Annotated in this window: 18 protein-coding genes; 6 read left to right on the top strand and 12 right to left on the bottom strand. The window is 67.2% G+C overall.

Annotated elements, in window-relative coordinates:
- Position 1: 1 nt before the first annotated feature.
- Positions 2-1,612 carry a protein translocase subunit SecD gene (secD, locus tag ABU113_RS05920; protein ID WP_454558573.1) on the bottom strand — a complete coding sequence of 537 codons (1,611 nt, stop codon included), beginning with the start codon at positions 1,610-1,612 and terminating at the stop codon, positions 2-4.
- Positions 1,613-1,621: 9 nt separating this feature from the next.
- Positions 1,622-1,969, bottom strand: coding sequence for a preprotein translocase subunit YajC (gene yajC / locus ABU113_RS05915; protein WP_454558572.1), 348 nt, complete (start codon positions 1,967-1,969; stop codon positions 1,622-1,624).
- A gap of 141 nt (positions 1,970-2,110) precedes the next feature.
- Here yajC and ABU113_RS05910 point away from each other — a divergent pair, with 141 nt between their 5' ends.
- A complete protein-coding gene (locus tag ABU113_RS05910; protein ID WP_454558571.1) occupies positions 2,111-3,007 on the top strand; it encodes an ATP-binding protein in 897 nt (298 codons plus the stop codon).
- A gap of 120 nt (positions 3,008-3,127) precedes the next feature.
- Here ABU113_RS05910 and ABU113_RS05905 read toward each other — a convergent pair whose 3' ends face one another.
- Positions 3,128-4,312, bottom strand: coding sequence for a CobW family GTP-binding protein (locus tag ABU113_RS05905; protein ID WP_454558570.1), 1,185 nt, complete (start codon positions 4,310-4,312; stop codon positions 3,128-3,130).
- A 207-nt stretch (positions 4,313-4,519) separates the two neighbouring features.
- Between ABU113_RS05905 and ABU113_RS05900 the strand changes: the two genes are divergently transcribed.
- From ABU113_RS05900 to ABU113_RS05885, 4 genes are all read left to right on the top strand, one after another.
- Entirely contained in the window at positions 4,520-6,304 is a 1,785-nt protein-coding gene (locus ABU113_RS05900) for a methyl-accepting chemotaxis protein (RefSeq protein WP_454558569.1), read from the top strand.
- A gap of 98 nt (positions 6,305-6,402) precedes the next feature.
- Complete coding sequence (locus ABU113_RS05895; RefSeq protein WP_454558568.1) at positions 6,403-7,677, top strand: mechanosensitive ion channel family protein; 1,275 nt, start codon at positions 6,403-6,405, stop codon at positions 7,675-7,677.
- 45 nt (positions 7,678-7,722) lie between these two features.
- Positions 7,723-8,724 carry a hypothetical protein gene (locus tag ABU113_RS05890; protein ID WP_454558567.1) on the top strand — a complete coding sequence of 334 codons (1,002 nt, stop codon included), beginning with the start codon at positions 7,723-7,725 and terminating at the stop codon, positions 8,722-8,724.
- Between the two features lie 41 nt (positions 8,725-8,765).
- Positions 8,766-9,170 carry an EVE domain-containing protein gene (locus ABU113_RS05885; RefSeq protein WP_454558566.1) on the top strand — a complete coding sequence of 135 codons (405 nt, stop codon included), beginning with the start codon at positions 8,766-8,768 and terminating at the stop codon, positions 9,168-9,170.
- Between the two features lie 67 nt (positions 9,171-9,237).
- Here the strand turns inward: ABU113_RS05885 and ABU113_RS05880 are convergent, their stop codons facing one another.
- From ABU113_RS05880 to ABU113_RS05860, 5 genes are all read right to left on the bottom strand, one after another.
- On the bottom strand, positions 9,238-9,801 hold the full coding sequence (locus tag ABU113_RS05880) for a hypothetical protein (protein ID WP_454558565.1): 564 nt from the start codon (positions 9,799-9,801) through the stop codon (positions 9,238-9,240).
- Between the two features lie 34 nt (positions 9,802-9,835).
- The gene (locus ABU113_RS05875; protein WP_454558564.1) at positions 9,836-10,348 is read right to left on the bottom strand and encodes a TIGR00645 family protein; all 513 of its coding nucleotides are present in this window, start codon (positions 10,346-10,348) and stop codon (positions 9,836-9,838) included.
- An 87-nt stretch (positions 10,349-10,435) separates the two neighbouring features.
- Positions 10,436-11,056, bottom strand: coding sequence for a hypothetical protein (locus ABU113_RS05870; protein WP_454558563.1), 621 nt, complete (start codon positions 11,054-11,056; stop codon positions 10,436-10,438).
- Between the two features lie 10 nt (positions 11,057-11,066).
- The gene (locus ABU113_RS05865; RefSeq protein WP_454558562.1) at positions 11,067-12,257 is read right to left on the bottom strand and encodes a M48 family metalloprotease; all 1,191 of its coding nucleotides are present in this window, start codon (positions 12,255-12,257) and stop codon (positions 11,067-11,069) included.
- Position 12,258: 1 nt separating this feature from the next.
- The gene (locus tag ABU113_RS05860; RefSeq protein ID WP_454558561.1) at positions 12,259-12,948 is read right to left on the bottom strand and encodes a hypothetical protein; all 690 of its coding nucleotides are present in this window, start codon (positions 12,946-12,948) and stop codon (positions 12,259-12,261) included.
- A 275-nt stretch (positions 12,949-13,223) separates the two neighbouring features.
- On the opposite strand from ABU113_RS05860, the gene ABU113_RS05855 reads away from it, so the two are divergent.
- Positions 13,224-13,511, top strand: coding sequence for a hypothetical protein (locus ABU113_RS05855; RefSeq protein ID WP_454558560.1), 288 nt, complete (start codon positions 13,224-13,226; stop codon positions 13,509-13,511).
- Positions 13,512-13,542: 31 nt separating this feature from the next.
- Here the strand turns inward: ABU113_RS05855 and ABU113_RS05850 are convergent, their stop codons facing one another.
- The 4 genes from ABU113_RS05850 to ABU113_RS05835 form a co-directional block, all read right to left on the bottom strand.
- Positions 13,543-14,070, bottom strand: a complete 528-nt coding sequence (locus ABU113_RS05850; protein ID WP_454558559.1) for a nuclear transport factor 2 family protein — start codon at positions 14,068-14,070, stop codon at positions 13,543-13,545.
- 46 nt (positions 14,071-14,116) lie between these two features.
- On the bottom strand, positions 14,117-15,202 hold the full coding sequence (locus ABU113_RS05845) for a nuclear transport factor 2 family protein (RefSeq protein WP_454558558.1): 1,086 nt from the start codon (positions 15,200-15,202) through the stop codon (positions 14,117-14,119).
- Between the two features lie 31 nt (positions 15,203-15,233).
- Positions 15,234-16,637 carry an aromatic ring-hydroxylating oxygenase subunit alpha gene (locus tag ABU113_RS05840; protein ID WP_454558557.1) on the bottom strand — a complete coding sequence of 468 codons (1,404 nt, stop codon included), beginning with the start codon at positions 16,635-16,637 and terminating at the stop codon, positions 15,234-15,236.
- A 132-nt stretch (positions 16,638-16,769) separates the two neighbouring features.
- Positions 16,770-17,444: a TetR/AcrR family transcriptional regulator gene (locus tag ABU113_RS05835; RefSeq protein WP_454558556.1), complete on the bottom strand. Its 675-nt coding sequence runs from the start codon at positions 17,442-17,444 to the stop codon at positions 16,770-16,772.
- Between the last annotated feature and the right edge of the window lie 147 nt (positions 17,445-17,591).

The raw sequence follows: 17,591 nt of genomic DNA, 5'->3' as shown, positions 1-17,591 counted from the left end.
CCTAGAGCGAAATCTTGTCCGGCCGCGCATGGCGCAACCAGAGCACATTGAACAGGCGGCAGACGGTGACGCCGGTGAACACCGAGGTGATGATGCCGATAGTCAGCACCACGGCAAAGCCCTTCACCGGGCCCGAGCCGAACCACATCATCAGCGCGGCGGCGATGACGTTGGTGATGTTGGCGTCCCAGATCGCCCGGCTGGCCTCGCGGTAGCCGGCGTCGACGGCGTTGAGCACCGAGCGACCGGCCCGCAGTTCCTCGCGGATACGCTCGAAGATCAGCACGTTGGCGTCCACCGCCGTGCCGATGGTGAGCACCAGGCCGGCGATGCCGGGCAGCGTCAGCGTCGCGCCGAACACCGACATGATACCGAGAATCATCACCACGTTGAGGATCAGCGCCAGGTTGGCGAACAGGCCGAAGCGGCCGTAGGTCACCATCATGAACACCACCACGGCGACGGTGCCGATGATCGAGGCGATCATGCCGGCGCGGATCGAGTCAGCGCCCAGATCGGGACCGACGGTGCGTTCCTCAAGGATTTCCAGCTTCGCCGGCAGCTGGCCGGCGCGCAACAGAATCGCCAGTTCATTGGCGCTGGCGGTGGTGAAATTGCCGCTGATGATGCCCGAACCGCCGAGAATGGGCTCGTTGATGCGCGGCGCCGAGATCACCTCGCCGTCGAGCACGATGGCGAACGGCTTGCCGACATTCTCGGTGGTCACCTGGCCGAAGCGGCGACCGCCGGCGGCGTTGAACTTGAACGAGACGACCGCCTGGCCCTCGTTGTAGCTGGGGCCGGCGTCGGTGAGGTCGTTGCCCGTGATGATGGCACGACGCCGCACCGCGATCTTCTGGGCCGGATCATCGAGGAACGGCAGCACTTCCGAACCCGGCGGCACCCGGCCACGCTCGATGTCCTCGGCGGAAACCTCGGTGTTGACCAGCTTGAACTCCAGCTTGGCGGTCTTGCCCAGCAGGGTCTTGAGCTGGCCGGGGTCTTGCAGGCCCGGCACCTGGACGACAATGCGGTCGGCGCCCTGGCGGATGATGGTGGGCTCGCGGGTACCGAGCTCGTCGATACGCCGGCGAACCTTCTCGATCGACTGGTCGACGATCATCCGCTTGCGCTCGGCGATGCCCGCCGGCGTCAGCGTCACCGTTACCCGGGTACCGTCGGTCACCGCCACCTCGCGGTCGCGCTGGCCGGAGAAGCTGCCGCCCACCGGCTGGGTCAGCGTGCGCAGCGCCTCGACAACCGCATCCACGTCCGCCGCCGAGCGCACCAGCAGGCTGACCGCGTTCTTGCCGACCTGGAAATCGCCATAGCCGACCCGGCCGCCCTGGGCGTCCTTGAGGTCCCGCAACTCGTTACGAATGTCGTCCTGCAGCACGTCGAGCTGCTGGCGAATCACTTCATCGGTATCCACCTGCAACAGCAGATGGGAGCCACCGCGCAGGTCGAGCCCGAGGTTGAGCTGCCGCTTGGGCGCCCAGCTCGGCCAGCCGGCGACCTGGCCTTCCGGGAACAGGTTGGGCAGCGCGAGCACGCAGCCTGCGAGCAGGACCAGGCAGATCCCCCAGATCTTCCAGCGCGGAAAGTCGAGCATGGGAAACGCTTACTTGTCGTCGGTGTCGTTGGCGACCGGCTCGCCCTTGGCCCGCACGTCGGACAGCGTGCCCTTGACCACGCGCACCCGCACGCCGTCGGCCACTTCCACCTGCACCTCGTCGTCGGCGACACGCACCACCTTGCCGATCATGCCGCCGGCGGTGACCACGGTGTCGCCGCGCTTGACCGCGCCGATCATCTCCTTGTGCTGCTTCATCCGCTTCTGCTGCGGCCGGATGAGCAGGAAGTAGAAGATCACGAAGATCGCCAGCAGCGGCAGCAGCTGCATGAAGGCGCCGCCGGCGCCACCAGCGGCGCCGGTCGCGGTCTGGGCATAGGCTGTGGAAATGAGCATGTGTGAGATTCCGATTTTGACCCTGGATTTGGCGGGCGACTATACAGACGGCGCCTCATTTCGCAACGCCGTAAGCCCGGCGGGGCGGAAGGTGGCGGATTTGTCATCTTGTCTCCAAGACTGAAGCCACATGGGAACGCCATGACCGACCTGCAAGGCCACGCCCGCCCGCAAGACCTGACCGCCACCGATCCGCAGCTGGCGCCCCTGCTTGCCCGCATCGCCGACGCGCTGGAGCGGCTGGCCCCGCCGCCGGCCCCGGTCGACGACCTGCGCGCCGCCGACGGCTTCATCTGGGAGGGAGAGACCGGCCGCTTCACCCCGGTGCCGCGCATCGCCCGGGTGCCGCTGGCCCTGCTGCACGGCATCGACCTGCAAAAGCAGCTGATCGTCGAGAACACCCGCCGTTTCGCGCGCGGCCTGCCGGCCAACAACGCGCTGCTGTGGGGCTCGCGCGGCATGGGCAAGAGCTCCATCGTCAAGGCGGTGCACGGCCATCTGGTGGCTGAGGAAGGCGCCGATCTCGCCCTGGTCGAGATCCACCGCGAGGACATCGAGACCCTGCCGCGGCTGATGCGCCGGGTGGCGGCCTCCGACCGCCGCTTCGTGCTGTTCTGCGACGACCTGTCGTTCGACGCCGGCGACAGCCGCTACAAGGCGCTCAAAGCCGTGCTGGAAGGCGGGCTGGAGGGCCGGCCTGCCAACACCCTGTTCTACGCAACCTCCAACCGCCGTCACCTGATGCCGCGCGAGATCATGGAGAACGAGAGCCGCGACGCCATCAACCCGCGCGACGTGGTCGAGGACAAGGTTTCGCTGTCCGACCGCTTCGGCCTTTGGATCGGCTTCCACGCCTGCAGCCAGGACCAGTATCTCACCATGATCGCCGGCTATATCGAACATCTCGGCCTGCCGACGACGTTCGAGGCGATTCGCCCCCAGGCCATCGAATGGGCGGCGACCCGCGGCGCGCGCTCCGGCCGCGTCGCCTGGCAGTTCACCCAGGATCTCGCCGGCCAGCTTGGCGTGGTGATCTGAGGCGAGCCCGAATCGTCATGCCCGGACTTGTGTCACGGGTATCCACGAGGAAGGCTTCCACCCCGCCTTGCTGTCCGGCAAGGCCGGTGTTCGCGTGGAGGACCGGGACACGTCCGGGCCCTAAAGGGGGGCATCGCCCTGCAGGTCGGTGGCGGAGACGGCGGTCCAGGCGTCGAAGAAGCGCTGCATGGTCTCGCGCGGGATGTTGCGGGTGACGAACACCAGCCGGGTGCGGCGGTCGTCGTCGGGCCAGCGCTCCAGCGTCACCGGCTCGTGCAGCAGATGCTGGACGCCGTGGATGACCAGCGGCCGCTCCGGCTGTTCGGCCAGCGCGACGATGCCCTTCACCCGCAGCAGATCCTCGCCCTGGTTGGCCGTCAGCAACTCCATCGCCATGGCGAAGGCGAAGCGGCTGATCGGCGCCTCCAGCGTCAGGCAGTAGGCGCGGATCGCCTCGGAGTGGCGGTTGACGTCATGGCGGTGCGCGGCGTCGCCCGCCCCGTGCGCGTGGCCCGCGTGAGGATGGTCCCCGTGATGATGGGCATCGTGAGTGTGGTCATGATGACCATGGTGATGCCCGTGCGGCGCCGCCTCGGCCGCCGCCACCGCTTCCGCCGCCAGCCACTCCCGCACCGCCGGGCCCTTGGCGGCCGGATCGAAGCCGCCGACATCGGTGACCAGCCGCCGCAGGTCGAAATCGGCGGCGTTGGCATCGTCCACCGCCGCGCCGGGGTTGAGCGCCTGCAGCTGGCGATGCAGACCGGCCGGACCTGCGCCGCCGGCACCCCCAACGACCGGAGCGGGGCCGGCCAGATCGGTTTTCGTCAGCACCAGCCGGTCGGCCACCGCCACCTGCTTCACCGCCTCGGGATGCGCCGCCAGCGTCGCCGGCCCGTTCACCGCATCGACCACCGTCACCACCTGGGCCAGCCGGAAGCGGCGGGCCAGCCGGGGGTCGACCATCAGCGTGTGGATCACCGGCGCCGGGTCGGCGAGCCCGGTGGTCTCCACCACCAGGCGGGAGAACAGCGGAATCTCCCCGGCTTCCGAGCGCGCCAGCAACATCAGCAGCGTCTGGCGGATGTCGCCGCGCACCGTGCAGCACAGGCAGCCCGAGGTCATCTCGACGATCGCCTCGGGGGCCGCCTCGACCAGCAGATGGTCAAGCCCGACCTCGCCGAACTCGTTGATGACGACGGCGGTGTCGGCAAAGCGCGGATCGGCGAGCAGACGGCGCAGCAGCGTGGTCTTGCCGGCGCCGAGAAAACCGGTGAGCAGGGTGACGGGAATCTTGTCCATACCCATGAGATAATATTACATCAGCATCTTGGCTAGAGCGGAACGGGCGGCGGCACATCACGCCGACAGCTACCATCCGCGGGCGCCCCCGAGCCCCGCCCCTATCCGAACAGCGGTCAGACTCGCGCCACCAGCCAGCCCCTTAACCAACTGGTAAGCGGGCGGGGCGTATTCGGTTTCTAATAGCAAGCTAATCTACCCTGGAGGCATTCCATGCTCGTCCGGCGCTTCACCGACCTGCGCATCCGCACCAAGATCGGGGCCCTCGTCGCCTTCCTCGGCATTGTTTCCGGCGCCATCGCCTGGACCGGCATCGATGCCATGCTGGCCTATGGCCAGAAAGTCGAGGAAATCGACCGCGCGGCCCAGCGCGCCATTCTCGGCGAGCAGTTCAACGGCCTCGTCTATGCCGTGGTGATGGACTCACGCGGCGTCTACATGGCCAAGGACACCGAGGGTGCCGCCAAGTTCGCCGCCGGCATGCGGGAAAATCTCGCCGCCATGCGCAAGATCATGGATGCGTGGCGCCCGCTCATCCGCCCCGACCAGGCCGAACGCTTCAAGGCGATGGAAGCCAACGCCAACGCCTTCTTCGAGAAGCGCGAGGAACTGGCGCGCCTGGGCACCGAGGTCAGCCCGGCGGAAGCCCGGGTGTGGGGCGACAACGACTCCAACCGGGCCAACCGCAAGGCGTTCGGCGAGCAGGTCGACGCCTTCGCCGCCTCCAACGCCGCCGACATCAAGACGGTGCGCGCCGAACTGCAGGAATTCCACCGCCAGCGCATCGAGCTGATGATCGGCATCGCCGCGGCGGGGCTGCTGATCGGCCTGTCGCTGGCGCTGGTGATCGGTCAGCGCTTCATCGGCCGCCCGCTGGGCCGGCTCGCCGAACTGGTGGGCGCGCTCGCCGGTGGCCGTCTCGACATCACCGTCGAGGGCACCGAACGCGGCGACGAGGTGGGCGGCATCGCCCGCGCGCTGGCGGTGTTCCGCGACCAGGCGGAAAAGAACGCCGAGTTGCAGTCGCAGATCGAACTCAACCGTCAGGCCGCTCAGGCGCAGCTGCAGGCGCGCATCGCCGAGGTCAACGAGCAGAACGCCCAGCTGATGGCGACCGCCGAGGAAGAACAGCGCCGCGCCGCCGAACGCCAGCGCCAGGCCCTGCTCGACATGGCCGCCGCCCTGGAGGCCAACGTCGCCGGCATCGTCAACCGCCTGTCGGCCGCCGCCGGCACCATGCAGGCCGCCGCCGGCCAGATGGTGAGCAGCGCCGACGCCACGCGGCACCAGGTCGACGTGGCCTCCTCGGCCACTGACGAGGCCCGCGTCGGCGTCGATACCGTCGCCGCCGCCACCGAGGAGCTGACAGCGTCGATCGGCGAGATCACCGCCCGCGTCAACGAGGCCTCGGCCATCGCCACCGGTGCTACCGTCAAGGCCACCGATGCCGGTCGCCGCGTCCAGCACCTGGCCGAAACCAGCCGCCGTATCGGCGAGGTGGTGACGCTGATCAACCAGATCGCCAACCAGACCAACCTGCTGGCGCTCAACGCCACCATCGAGGCCGCCCGCGCCGGCGAGGCCGGCAAGGGCTTCGCCGTGGTCGCCGCCGAGGTGAAGAACCTCGCCAACCAGACCGCCCAGGCGACCGACGAGATCACCACCCAGATCGCCGCCATCCAGGCCGCCACCGATGACACCGTCAGCGTCATCGGCGAGATCGCCGAGGTGGTGACCGAGGTCAGCGAGATTTCCACCACCATCGCCTCGGCGGTGGAGGAACAGTCCGCGGCGACCCAGGAGATCAGCCGGACGGTGCAACAGGTGTCGTCCGAGGCCACCCGCGCCGGCAGCAGCATCGCCGAGGTAAAGGGCGTGGCGCAGGAGAACGCCGCGGCCGCCGGCAATGTCCAGAACGCTTCGGCGGGCGTGGCCAGCGACGCCTCGATGCTGCAACAGGCAATGGGCGACTTCCTGCGTCAGCTGCGAGCCGCCTGAGCGCAAAAGTCGGGCCGGCCGGTTGACCGGCCCGCGCACGGCACCTAGCTTCGGGGTGTTGTCGACCGTCGGTCGCGCCCCCCAAGCCGGAAGCCGCCATGCCAGAACAACAGGCCGCCGAGGCGGCCTCCCCCGCCTTCGACCTTGCCCTGGACATCCAGCACTGGATCGACCGTATCGGCGACCTGTCGCCCACCGAGCTGGCGACCCGGTTCGGCATCAGCCTGGCGCTGGTCGCCCTGTTGTGGCTGGCGCGGCGACTGATCGTCCGGCTGGTCACCGGCTTTGTCGAGCGGCGGGTGGCCGACAGCGGCGACGATCCCCACCAGCGCGACCTCCTGCTGCGGCTGGCCCAGCTGGAATCGTCGGTGCGCAAGCTCGTCATGCTGGTGGCGATCACCGCCGGCCTGCTCGGGCTGGCCGAAATCTGGGCGCTGCTGCCCTCGGCGGGCACGCTCGACGCCACGGTGCTGCTGGAAACGCTGGTCAGTGTCCTGCTGGTGCTGGCGCTTGCCCTGATCGCCTGGCGACTGGTGCCGGTCGTGATCTCCTTCCTGCTGCTGCCACGCACGGTGACCGGCACCCTCACGGTATCGCCACGGGCGCGCACCCTGATTCCACTGCTCAGCGGCGTCGGCCGCACCATTGTCGGCGTCCTCGCGGTGCTGCTGCTGCTGGCCGAACTGGGCCTCAACATCACGCCGCTGCTGGCCTCCGCCGGCATTGCCGGACTGGCGATCGGCTTCGGCGCGCAGTCGCTGGTCAAGGACTTCCTCACCGGCCTGATGATCGTCATCGAGGACAGCATGGGCGTTGGCGACGTGGTGCGGGTGGCCGGCCATGCCGGCCATGTCGAGCACATGGGCGTGCGTTGCGTGCGCCTGCGCGACCAGGCCGGCGTGCAGCACGTCGTGCCCTACAGCGCCATCGACGTCGTCGAGAACATGACCAAGGACTTCGCCTATGCAGTGTTCGATGTCGGCGTCTCCTACAAGGCAAGCATCGACGCGGTGGTCACCGCGCTGCGCGATATCGCCGCCGACCTCGCCGCCGACGAGCAGTATCGCGCGCGGCTGCTGGAGCCCATCGACATCCTGGGACTGGACCGCTTCGACGACTCGGCGGTGGTGATCCGCGCCCGGATCAAGACCCTGCCCACCGAGCGCTGGGCGGTGCAGCGCGAGTTCAACCGCCGGCTCAAGCTGGCGTTCGACGCGCGCGGCATCGAGATTCCCTTCCCCCATCGAACGCTGGTATTCGGCGACGTGCCGCCGCCGCTGCCGACCGGCAGGCCTCCGGTCAGCCGTGAGCCCGACCTCGACGACGAGCCGGCCGGCACGAGAGAGGATGACGACAACGACGCGACGTCCTAAATCAGGGAGCAACCCTCAGCCGGCCATCGAAGGACGTCGCCCGCCATGGAATATAATGAACCCAAGCGCATCGTGATCTACTGCGTGGTCGTCGCCGTCCTGATCGCGGCGATCGTCACCTGGTGGCGCTGGGATAACCGGCAAATCCCGCCCGAGCCCGATCTGCCGGGCGAATTCTTCGCCGCCAAGGTGTTCACCTACAAGGCGGACTGGGAACCGGGCAGCCCGATTGTCCCCTTCCCCGCCGGCGCGTTGTTCTTCACCGAACCGGCGGCGGTCGCCATGGGCGAGGCCCGCCGCGACGGTGCCGGTTTCGTGGTCACGCCAACCTATGTGGTGAAGGCCGACGTCAAACTTCCGCCCAGCTGGACGCTGAGCGCGCCACCCGCAGGACCGCTGCCGGACGACGACGTCATCCCGGTGCTGGTGCGCTGGAGTGGCGAGGGTGCGCCGGAGGCCTATGTGCTGAACCCGTCGCTCGCCAACAGCGCCTACTTCTACAAGCGCCAGCTCGCCGCCGACCCGCTCAAGCACACGCGCCTCAACCTGCTGCTGCTGGAACATCGCTGGGACAAGAATTCGGGCCGCGACGTCGTCGTCGGCCTGTTCAACGAGGTGGTGAGCCCACATCTGGGCAAGCATGTGGAGATCATCGTCACCGAGGACTCCGCACTGGACGATGCCATCACCGGCCTGCCGGTGGTCTCCACCCGCTTCCGTGACGAGAAGGAGCAACGGGCGGTTTCCTGTCCGTCCTACGGCGCCTGGCGGCTGCTGCGGCTGCTGGAACAGGCGACCGGCGTGCCCGAAGGCGACGCCGCCAAGCGGGTGGAGGGCGAAGTAATCGTGCAGCGCCTGAACTGGATGCGCGCCGCCATCGCCAGCTGTGCGGCACTGCCCAATGACGAGGACCAGGCCTACCGGCGCTACGTCCTCGACCGCGCCGAACGCCTGAAGGCCGCGACCGTGTCGCCCTACGAGGTGCAGCGGGAGCGCGAGGGCAAGCTGACCGCCGTCCCGGGCGCCATCGCCACCCCCAACCCCTGAGGGGTACGCCCCTGGACCGACGCCATATCGCGGAGACGCCCATGGCTTACTGGCTACTGAAAAGCGAACCCGAGAGCTGGAGCTGGCAACAGCAGGTGGAGCGCGGCACCACCGCCTGGGACGGCGTGCGCAACGCCCAGGCGCTGAACAACATGCGGGCGATGGCGGAAGGCGACCGGGCCTTCTTCTACCATAGCGGTGCCGAACGGGCGGTTGTGGGCATCGTCTCGATCACCGGCACCTTCCGGCCCGACCCGGCCGACCCGGCGTCCGGGGTGGTCGACGTCACCGCCGACCAGGCCCTGCCCGCCCCGGTGACGCTGGCCGCCATCAAGGCCGAGCCCCGGCTGGCCCATCTGGCGCTGGTGCGCCAGCCTCGCCTGTCAGTGATGCCGGTCGACCCCGAGGCCTGGTCGCTGATCGGCGGCCTCGGCGGCCTGATCTGACCACGATCTGACCTGACTGTGAGCGGGGCGGGCAGCGGCAGGTGGCGACCACCTTCCTCGCCACGCATCACTTGCCGACATTGCTCTCGCTCGCGGCCTTTACCGCGCGCTGGTTGGCAATGATGGTGCTCACGCCGAGGCGGCCGCAGGTGCCGGACAGATGGGCGGCAACACCGTCCGGTGACGTCACCGTGCCATCCATCAGCAGCGAAAAGGTCGAGGCGCCGGCGGCCTCGCTGAGCAACGAAAACTGGTCGCTTGGCATCCGGCTGATCGCCACCAGATCCTCACCGGAAAATGCCTTGAGCAGATACTCGGTGAACTGGCCCAGCAGCCTGTCGTTGCGGCCATTGAGCATGGCAATGGCGTCCTGGAACGTCAGCGGCAGCATGAAGCGGGCCACCGCCGCCCCCGTACGGCCATAGATTTCGCATACCCGGTCCTGCTGCGCTTGGACGGTCGCGGTACCCGCCGTCGCACTGGGCGCCGCCCCGGCCGGCAGAGCGCCCGTCATGACACCGACGCTCAGCAGCGCCGCCGCCAGCAGCCTCGCGGCCGGCACATGCCGCCTGACCAGCATACACCCCCGGACCAGCGTGCCCCGCTGGCCGCGTTCCTCCGTTCGCGCCATCTCGCCCCCTTCCTCACCGGCGGGACGGCCCCGCTCAGTGCCGGCTCTCGCCCGATATCTTGTCCATCCATGCCAGCATAACACCGGACACCACGAACACCACATGGATGATGACCATCCACATCAGCGACCGGTCGTCAGTCTTGCCGACGTTCATGAAAGCCTTGAGCAGATGGATGCCTGAAATGGCGACGATGGACGCGATCAGCTTGAGCTTGAGCGCCGAGAAATCGACGGTGCCCATCCAGTCCGGCCGGTCGACGTGATCGGCGATGTCGAGCTTGGAGATGAAGTTCTCGTAGCCGGAGAAGATGACGATCAGCAGCAGGTTGCCGGCCAGCGACAGGTCGATCAGCGTCAGCGCCATCAGGATGACATCGGTGTCCTTCACCGCCGGCACGATGGCGATGAAGTGCACCAGTTCCATCACGAACTTGTAGAGCAGCAGCACCAGCGTCACCACCAGGCCGATGTAGAACGGCGCCATCAGCCAGCGGCTGGCGAACAGGGCCTTCTCAATCGGGACTTCAAGGCGGTGGAGAGGCATGGATCGACTCCTGAGGCATGACGCGGCGCCCCCTTGAGCGGGGCCAGCCCTAGCTAAGGTTCAGGGCGCCAACGTCAAGGCCCGGTGTCAGCCGATGGTGGCCGAGGCGATGATCTGCTCCACCTCGGCGATGCGCCGATCGAAATAGACCGGGGAGACCGCCTCGAAGAGGATGAGGAACAGCTGGCCGCCCTTGATGGTCGCCGCCACGCGCCCGCGCCGTTGCACTTCCGATTCGTCGACAAAAGTGAAATCGCACTGCACGCCCGACTGGCCGGCAAAGGTCACAGGCTTGATTTCGCCCATCTGCACCGTCGTGTTGGCCGAACGCAGCCGCAGCGAACTCTCGACCCATTCCGGCAGGTCGGCCAGCGTCATGTCGGCCTTGAACGGTGGCATCGGCCGTTCCTGCTTGGAAACCGGGCGAAACAAGGTCTCGCCGGGAGCCACGCCGCCGTGGAAACTGAGCAGGTTGAGCAGATTGCCGTCCGCCGTCCAGTACTCCGACTGCGCGGTCTTGCCCTGCATGTACGGCGCCATGGTGGTCAGCACACGGTTCCACGATTGCCCCGGCGACACATGCAGCGCGGACTTGGCCACGCCCAATGACGTACTGGGCGGCACCAGCGAGTAGCTGGCGCAGCCGGCCAGCGCCACCAAGACGCAGAGCGTGACGGCACGGCCGGTACGACGGAAAAACTGGTTCACGGATACGACCTCATTGCAGTGAAAATTCCACCATGGCGCGATCAGTCGCGTCCGGTGTCAGGGCGAGATACTGGCGCAACGCCTGACGACCGGCCTCCTTGTCGCCAGTCTTGATCAGCGCGTACCCCAGCGAGCGATGCGTGACCGCCGGCGCATCGGGGAAGGCCAGCGCGGTACGATAATGGCTGATCGCTTGTTGCAGATCGCCCGGATCGCCGCGACGACGGTAGACTTCCCCGCGATAATAACCCAGCTCTCCCGGCCAGCCGTCATCCTTCAGGCTGTCGATGAGATACAGGGTGCCGCCAAAATCATTGAGCTTCACCTGATCTTCCAGGAACGCGCCGCGATGCGGTTTCATCACTGCCGCGAAGCGATCCGGCCCGGCACTGTACTGGCGCCCCGGCTTGGTGATGCCGGCGGCGGCCGCCGCCAGTGTTTCCATACGCTCGGCCGACTGCGGGTGGGTGGCGAAGATCAGCGGCTCGGAGGGCGTTTTCTTGCCACGCGCGGCGAAACTCGCATCCCGCTCGGCGACCAGTTGGCGCCAGATCGCGCTGGCCTCCGACGGCTGATAGCCGCGCTCTTCCAGCAACTGCAGCCCGAACTGGTCCGCCTCGCGTTCATGCTCCCGGCTGTAGGAAAACATGGTGGCGATCATTGCCAGCTGGCCAAGCTGGACCGCCGCCGAGCCTCCGACCACCGCCAGCGGCAAGGCCAGCACGTTCATCAGGGCAGTCTTGCTCTTGATGCTGCGGAACTGTTGCAGGCCATGCTGGCGCAGAAAATGCCCGGCCTCGTGCCCGATCACGGCGGCCAGCTGGGCCTCGTTACGACACCGCAGCAGCAGGCCCGACCAGATCTGCATCATGCCGTTGGGCGCCATGCTGGCGTTGAAATAAGGCGTGCGCACCACATACACGCGCACATCCGGGCAGTAGTTGCCAACGATCTCGCACGTCAGGTCGGTGAGATACTTGTTCAGCGCCGGATCATGAATGCGCAGGTTGGAATTCCGCAGATCCTGCTCCGCCTTCTCCATCTGCATCCATAGCCCGCGCTCGTCGGAGTCCGACGGGCGGTAGGCCGGCGCCAGCAGCGATGGCAGCGATCCACCGCCCGCCCACGCCAGACCCCCGCTGCCGCACAGGACACCGCAGCCACACAGGCCGGTCAGGAAATGCCGACGCGACTGACGCATGTCATTGCCCGCCCGGACCCGCCGGCAGGGTCTTGAACAGGGATTCGATCAGCTTGTGCGCGCCATCGCCGTCACGAATGTCGCCAAACTGGCTGTAATTCGCGTCCAGCCAGACAATGTCGCCCGTGCGCGCGTTCACCAGTGTCGCAAAGGCATGCTGCGTGCCCCCCGGCAACCCGAGCAGCAGGGTCATCGCCACCCGCCCGCCGCTGGAGAAACTGTCCCGGGCGAACAGGAACAGCGCGTAATCGACGCCATGGGTATCCGCGAGATAGGTGGCGGCCGAACCCAGCGTCCAGTCGAAGGCGTCCTTCTTGGTGGGCAGGGCCAACACGCCCTTGCGCCGGTGCCAGAGCGCCGCCTCGCCGACCACGGCATGAAGGTGCTGCAACGACGCCGTCGCGGACGCATCAATCGCGGAAGACTCCACGATGGCAACCCCGCGCGCCTTCAGGCCATCCGTCAACGCCAGGTTCAGCTGCTGGCGGGCATTGGCCGTCCATTCCTGGTTGGGTTCCAGCAGGCCGCCCGCCGTCAGCAGGCTGACCTCCACATCCGGCGCCATGATGGCGACCTTTTCCTTACCCGTGAAGCCAACCCAGACCGGATCTCCCGGCTTGGCCACTGCCGCGGTGCCCAGACACAACATCACCACACCGGCGCACACGCCAGCCAACAGCCTGATTGTCACAAAAGCCCCCGATTCAATTCATAGGCGAATCGTTACACCATCGGGATAATTGGTCAATAGGCCACTCTCGCCCCGAGAGAAGCTGACGCGCCGGATCACGGAAATGACCGTCCCCCGTTGCCGGTAACCATCGAGTCGGCAATCTTTCCGGGCCGCTCCGGCCGTTAACCTTTTTTTCAAAGCAACCATGTCAGCGTGGTCATGGGCCACAAGAACTGCGGCCCGTGTTGGTAGCGTTTGTACCCGTTCTGTCAGGAGAAGCCTGGAGAGGACCAATGGCGCATAGCGAGTTTTACAGTTCCGACCCGTCCGCCCACCAGTTGATCGAGGCGGCCCGTTCCGGTCAGGCCGATGCCTATTACGAGCTCGGCATTCTTTATTCCGTCGGTCGTGGCGTCGATATCGACTACATCGAGGCCCACAAATGGTTCAACCTCGCGGCAATGCGCGGCATCAAGCGGGCGCAGGCCGACCGCGCCGAGCTGGCCGCCGAGATGAGCAGCTGCGAAATCGCCGAGGCCCAGCGCATGGCCCGCGAGTGGCTGGGCACCACCACCCACTGAGCCGCCCGAGGGCGATGACGGCGCGCCGGGGCTACACCGGCCAGGCGCGCGTCACGCTGAAATCCGCCGCTCCGCGCTGGCCCACCGGCACCTGCGGATTGGCGGCAAGGAACCCGTCGGTGGCCGGGTCGTTGCGCGCCCAGTCGACCACCTCGTAGCGCTTGAGAATACGCCAGTCGCCGTCGCGGCAGGCATATTCGTCGATATAGCGCCCGGCGATCAACAGGTCGCGCATCTCGCCATTCTCGATCACCCGGTGAAAGGCGAAGAAATAGACCTCGCCGCTCGCCCGGTCGCCATCGACCGCGATATGCGTCTGGCCGATGATGTGCTGGCTGGAAATCAGGTCGGCCAGAAACCCTTGCGCGAAGGCGACGAATTCGTCCGCCGTGCCGCGCATCAGCCCGCAATCGACATAGGCATCATCATGAAAGGCGCTGCGATGCAGCTCCGGCAACAGCCGGTCCTGCCCGCGCATGTACCGGCACAGCGCGTCGTGAATGTCGCGCCGTGCGGCCAGATCGCGCACCTCCGCTTCCAGATCGAACGGCCGGCCCATCGCATTCCCTCCCCTAGGCTTTTCGCGAATTGTTCCGCGCCGTGCCTCAGCGCGCCGCCCAGTGGGCGTAGACCGGATCATTGGCGCCATAGCAGCCGCGCGTGGTCAGCGCCGCATACATGCCGTCGCTCTGGAAACTGGCGGGCTGGCTCGACGACCAGTCCATCACGAAGGTGCGGCTGGTGAATTTCCACACGCCGGCACGGCGTTCAAAGGCATCGACATAGCGGCCGCCGGTCATCACGTCCTGGTCGCCGGCGGTGATGCTGGCAATGACGTAGCTTTCCGCCACGGCCTTGTCGCCGGCGACCTCGATCCATTCGTTGGCGACCGAGTGAAAACTGCGCGCGAGGTTGGCCCGCACGAAGGCGGTGATGCCGGCGGCGAATTCCGCGCCGCTGCCGTTGACGACGCCGGAGATGACCGTGGCGTCGTCGTGGAAGATCGACGCCAGCAATTCCGCATCGGCGCGATCGACGCCGCGGGCATAGGCCATCATCAGATCATGGATCGCCTGGCGCGACAGTGCCGCGTCCAGCGCGTCGGCGGTGGGGTGGGCCGTCATGGCATGCTCTCCCTGATGTGAAAAACGGGCGGCACCGGCCGCCAGCAGCGCCCGCCCGGCGTCCGCCGCGCCCTGGCCGCCGCGCGGCACGAAGTGGCCGAGGTCGACCGGCGGTTCGGGCCAGGCGGCGGTGCTCGGCCGGTTGGTGTTCCAGTCCATGACGTAACGGCGATGGTCGAGCCGCCACACGCCGTCACGGCAGCTGTGCCGATCGAGGTAGCGCCCGCCGATCAGCCGTTGCACCGCACCGGCCTCGGTGGCGTGCTCGGCGTAGGCAATGACATAGCTCTCCGACCAGGCCCGCTCGCCGACGACCTTGATCCAGATGTTCGAGGTGCGGTGCAGGCTGACCGGGGTCCCTTTCTGGGCGTCGGCGAGGATGCGGGCGAATTCGTGCGCGGCACCGTTGAAGAAGCCGTAATCGACCGTGGCGTCCGGATGATAGGCGCTGGCGAGCAGCGGAAAATCCGCCCGGTCGACGCCACGACTGTGGGTCGCCAGCACCTGGGCGATCTGCTGGCGGGCCACCAAGGCGTGCAGCTGGTGCGCATCAGGGGTCGTGGTCATCGGCCTGCCTCGTGCAAATGGATCGCCAGCATCAACGCGCCAGATACGCGTCAATGGTGCGGTTGAAGTGGCGGATGCGCACCTCCTGATAATTGCCCAGCGTCTCGCCGCGCTTGCGGCTGGCCCGGAAGCCCTGCTGCTGGGCGCGCAAATTGTCGGTGTCCTGGTCGTAGACGTGGCCCATGGCGGGGTCCATGCCCGGCACCGAGGCATAGCTCTCGTGCTCGCCGACATGCACCACGTCGGCGGGTTCAGGCCGTGGCCCGTCGTCGGGCACCGGGCGCAGGAACAGGATCTCGAACAGCGTGCGGTTGGGATCGAGCCCGAGCGGCCGGAAGCGATAGACCATCGGCAGCGACAGGCCGGGAAACAGCACCATGTTGGGGAACACGTGATACTCGATGGTGTCGATCATCTCGGAGTCGGAGAAGCGCGAGAGATCGACGCGGTATTTCTCGCCCAGCACCTTGCGCAGGAAACGCGCCATGACGATGCGCGCCGTCTCGCCCTCCTTCACGGTCAGATCGTCGGTCAGGACCGAGCGATCGCCCACCAGCATCCGGTTGACCAGTTCCTGCTCGTCGAGCGGCTCCAGCAGGTGCGGGCTGTTGACGCCCAGCGCGGCGTAGAAGCGCGAGACGTGATCGCCGTAGAGGTCGTACTGCACGTTGGCGTCGCCCACGCCGTACATCAGCTGCGGGTGGGTCTCGATGACATGGTAGGATTCGAGGAAGGCTTCCTGCGCCGTTTTCCAGTTGCAGGGCAGTTCCTTGGCCATGTGCAACTCGACAAAGCGCTGGTCCATGTCCCAGTGGGCGAAGTGCTCGGGCAGGACGCCGAGATAGTCCTCCAGCGATGGCGCGCTGTCATCGGGGTTGATGAAGATGAAGCCGCCCCACTGGCCGACGCGCACCCGCGGCAGGCTGTAACGCGCCGGATCAACGTGGGGGAAATCCCACGCGCACGGCACTTTCCGCAACTGGCCGTCCAGGCTCCAGGTCCAGCCGTGGTACGGACAGCGCAGTTCCGGCGCGCTGCCGACGCCTTCGCTGGCGCGCAGCTTGGTGCCGCGATGCAGGCAGCTGTTGTAGAAGGCGTTGACGGTGCCGTCCGGCGCCCGCACGACGATGAACGACAGGGCGCCGACCTCGTAGACATAATAATCACCCGGCGCGGGGATATGCTCCTCGCGGCAGACCCACTGCCAGGTGCGGCCCCACACCTTGTCCATCTCGCGGTCGAAAAAGGCCTGGTCGTAGTAGCGGGCGTAATCGATGTCGTCGCTGCCCAGATACGCGTAATGCTCGTGCGCCAGTACCGCCGGCGCCGGCCGGGCGTCGCCGCGAATGATCTCCTGCACGCTCGGCGCGGGGCAGCGCGCCGCCCCCAGGGGCTGGCCATCCGGCCGGGGCAATGTCGTCAGTCGGGTCGTCACGATGAACCTCCACCTCGGGCCGCGCGCCTCTCGTTGTCGGCTGGATGTCGCCATGGCCTCGAACTGGACGATCGTCCAGTTGTGCGTGGATTGCACCTGCCGAAAATGCGAGCCCGGTATCGCGGCCCCGGCTCAGCCGCGCTGGCGGGTCGCCGCGAAGCCGCCGGCGAGAAACGGCACCAGCGAGTCGAGCAGCGTGTCGAGGTCACCGGCGTGGTGATGGTCGCGCGACAGATTGTCGAGGAAACCAGGATCCTGCACCAGGAAGCTCATCACCGCTTCGACGGCGTAGAGGGCGGCATAGAAGTCGCGGTCGGCCATGTCGGGCACCAGCGGCCGCACCCGCGCCACGAACAGGGCGCTGATGCCGGTCAGGTCCTGCAACGGATCGCGCAGCTCCGGCAGGTCATAGAGGGTGAGGCCGTGGGAGATCATCCGCACATAATGCCTCCAGCCTGGCTCGTCGGCGCGCAGCAGATCGACGAACGGCTGGATGAAGGCGCGAATCAATGCCGGCAAGGCGGGCGTGCCGCCCTCGGCGGCGACCACCGCCCGTTCCAGACTGTCGGCGACGCGCGCGTGCAGGTCATCGATGCGGCGGGTCACCACATGGCGGAACAGCTCTTCCTTGGTGCGGAAGTAATGCGTCACCAGCCCCGGATTGACCGCCGCCGCCGCCGCGATGTCGCGCACCGAGGCGCCGAAGAAGCCGCGCCGGCTGAACAGCTGCTCGGCGGCATCGGCGATGGCGTCACGCCGCGACGGCCGCGCGGATACCGAAGAAGCAAGGCGGGGAATGTCATTCATCGGGTGTCCCGCGCAAACCGGCCACGCATGCTCTATGCGCGCGCTGGGCCGCCCTGGTCAATTGGGGGTCGCGGGCATTGTATGTCTGTGAGTTTTTTTGGGTTGGTTGCGGGGGCCAGATTTGAACTGACGACCTTCAGGTTATGA

The organism is Parapedomonas caeni (assembly GCF_041060555.1).
In the GTDB taxonomy this organism is placed as follows: domain Bacteria; phylum Pseudomonadota; class Alphaproteobacteria; order Sphingomonadales; family Sphingomonadaceae; genus CAUJIW01.
Note: the sequence above shows the minus strand (reverse complement) of the source record. Positions and strands in the feature narration are given on the sequence as shown.

What these genes read in the sequence shown, in the direction of transcription:
- ABU113_RS05855 (WP_454558560.1), top strand. Translation starts at nt 13,224, where the DNA reads ATGGCGCATAGCGAGTTTTACAGTTCCGACCCGTCCGCCCACCAGTTG.
- ABU113_RS05895 (WP_454558568.1), top strand. Translation starts at nt 6,403, where the DNA reads ATGCCAGAACAACAGGCCGCCGAGGCGGCCTCCCCCGCCTTCGACCTT.
- ABU113_RS05885 (WP_454558566.1), top strand. Translation starts at nt 8,766, where the DNA reads ATGGCTTACTGGCTACTGAAAAGCGAACCCGAGAGCTGGAGCTGGCAA.
- ABU113_RS05875 (WP_454558564.1), bottom strand. Translation starts at nt 10,348, where the DNA reads ATGCCTCTCCACCGCCTTGAAGTCCCGATTGAGAAGGCCCTGTTCGCC.
- ABU113_RS05910 (WP_454558571.1), top strand. Translation starts at nt 2,111, where the DNA reads ATGACCGACCTGCAAGGCCACGCCCGCCCGCAAGACCTGACCGCCACC.
- yajC (WP_454558572.1), bottom strand. Translation starts at nt 1,969, where the DNA reads ATGCTCATTTCCACAGCCTATGCCCAGACCGCGACCGGCGCCGCTGGT.
- ABU113_RS05890 (WP_454558567.1), top strand. Translation starts at nt 7,723, where the DNA reads ATGGAATATAATGAACCCAAGCGCATCGTGATCTACTGCGTGGTCGTC.
- ABU113_RS05835 (WP_454558556.1), bottom strand. Translation starts at nt 17,444, where the DNA reads ATGAATGACATTCCCCGCCTTGCTTCTTCGGTATCCGCGCGGCCGTCG.
- secD (WP_454558573.1), bottom strand. Translation starts at nt 1,612, where the DNA reads ATGCTCGACTTTCCGCGCTGGAAGATCTGGGGGATCTGCCTGGTCCTG.
- ABU113_RS05880 (WP_454558565.1), bottom strand. Translation starts at nt 9,801, where the DNA reads ATGGCGCGAACGGAGGAACGCGGCCAGCGGGGCACGCTGGTCCGGGGG.
- ABU113_RS05905 (WP_454558570.1), bottom strand. Translation starts at nt 4,312, where the DNA reads ATGGGTATGGACAAGATTCCCGTCACCCTGCTCACCGGTTTTCTCGGC.
- ABU113_RS05845 (WP_454558558.1), bottom strand. Translation starts at nt 15,202, where the DNA reads ATGACCACGACCCCTGATGCGCACCAGCTGCACGCCTTGGTGGCCCGC.
- ABU113_RS05865 (WP_454558562.1), bottom strand. Translation starts at nt 12,257, where the DNA reads ATGCGTCAGTCGCGTCGGCATTTCCTGACCGGCCTGTGTGGCTGCGGT.
- ABU113_RS05850 (WP_454558559.1), bottom strand. Translation starts at nt 14,070, where the DNA reads ATGGGCCGGCCGTTCGATCTGGAAGCGGAGGTGCGCGATCTGGCCGCA.
- ABU113_RS05900 (WP_454558569.1), top strand. Translation starts at nt 4,520, where the DNA reads ATGCTCGTCCGGCGCTTCACCGACCTGCGCATCCGCACCAAGATCGGG.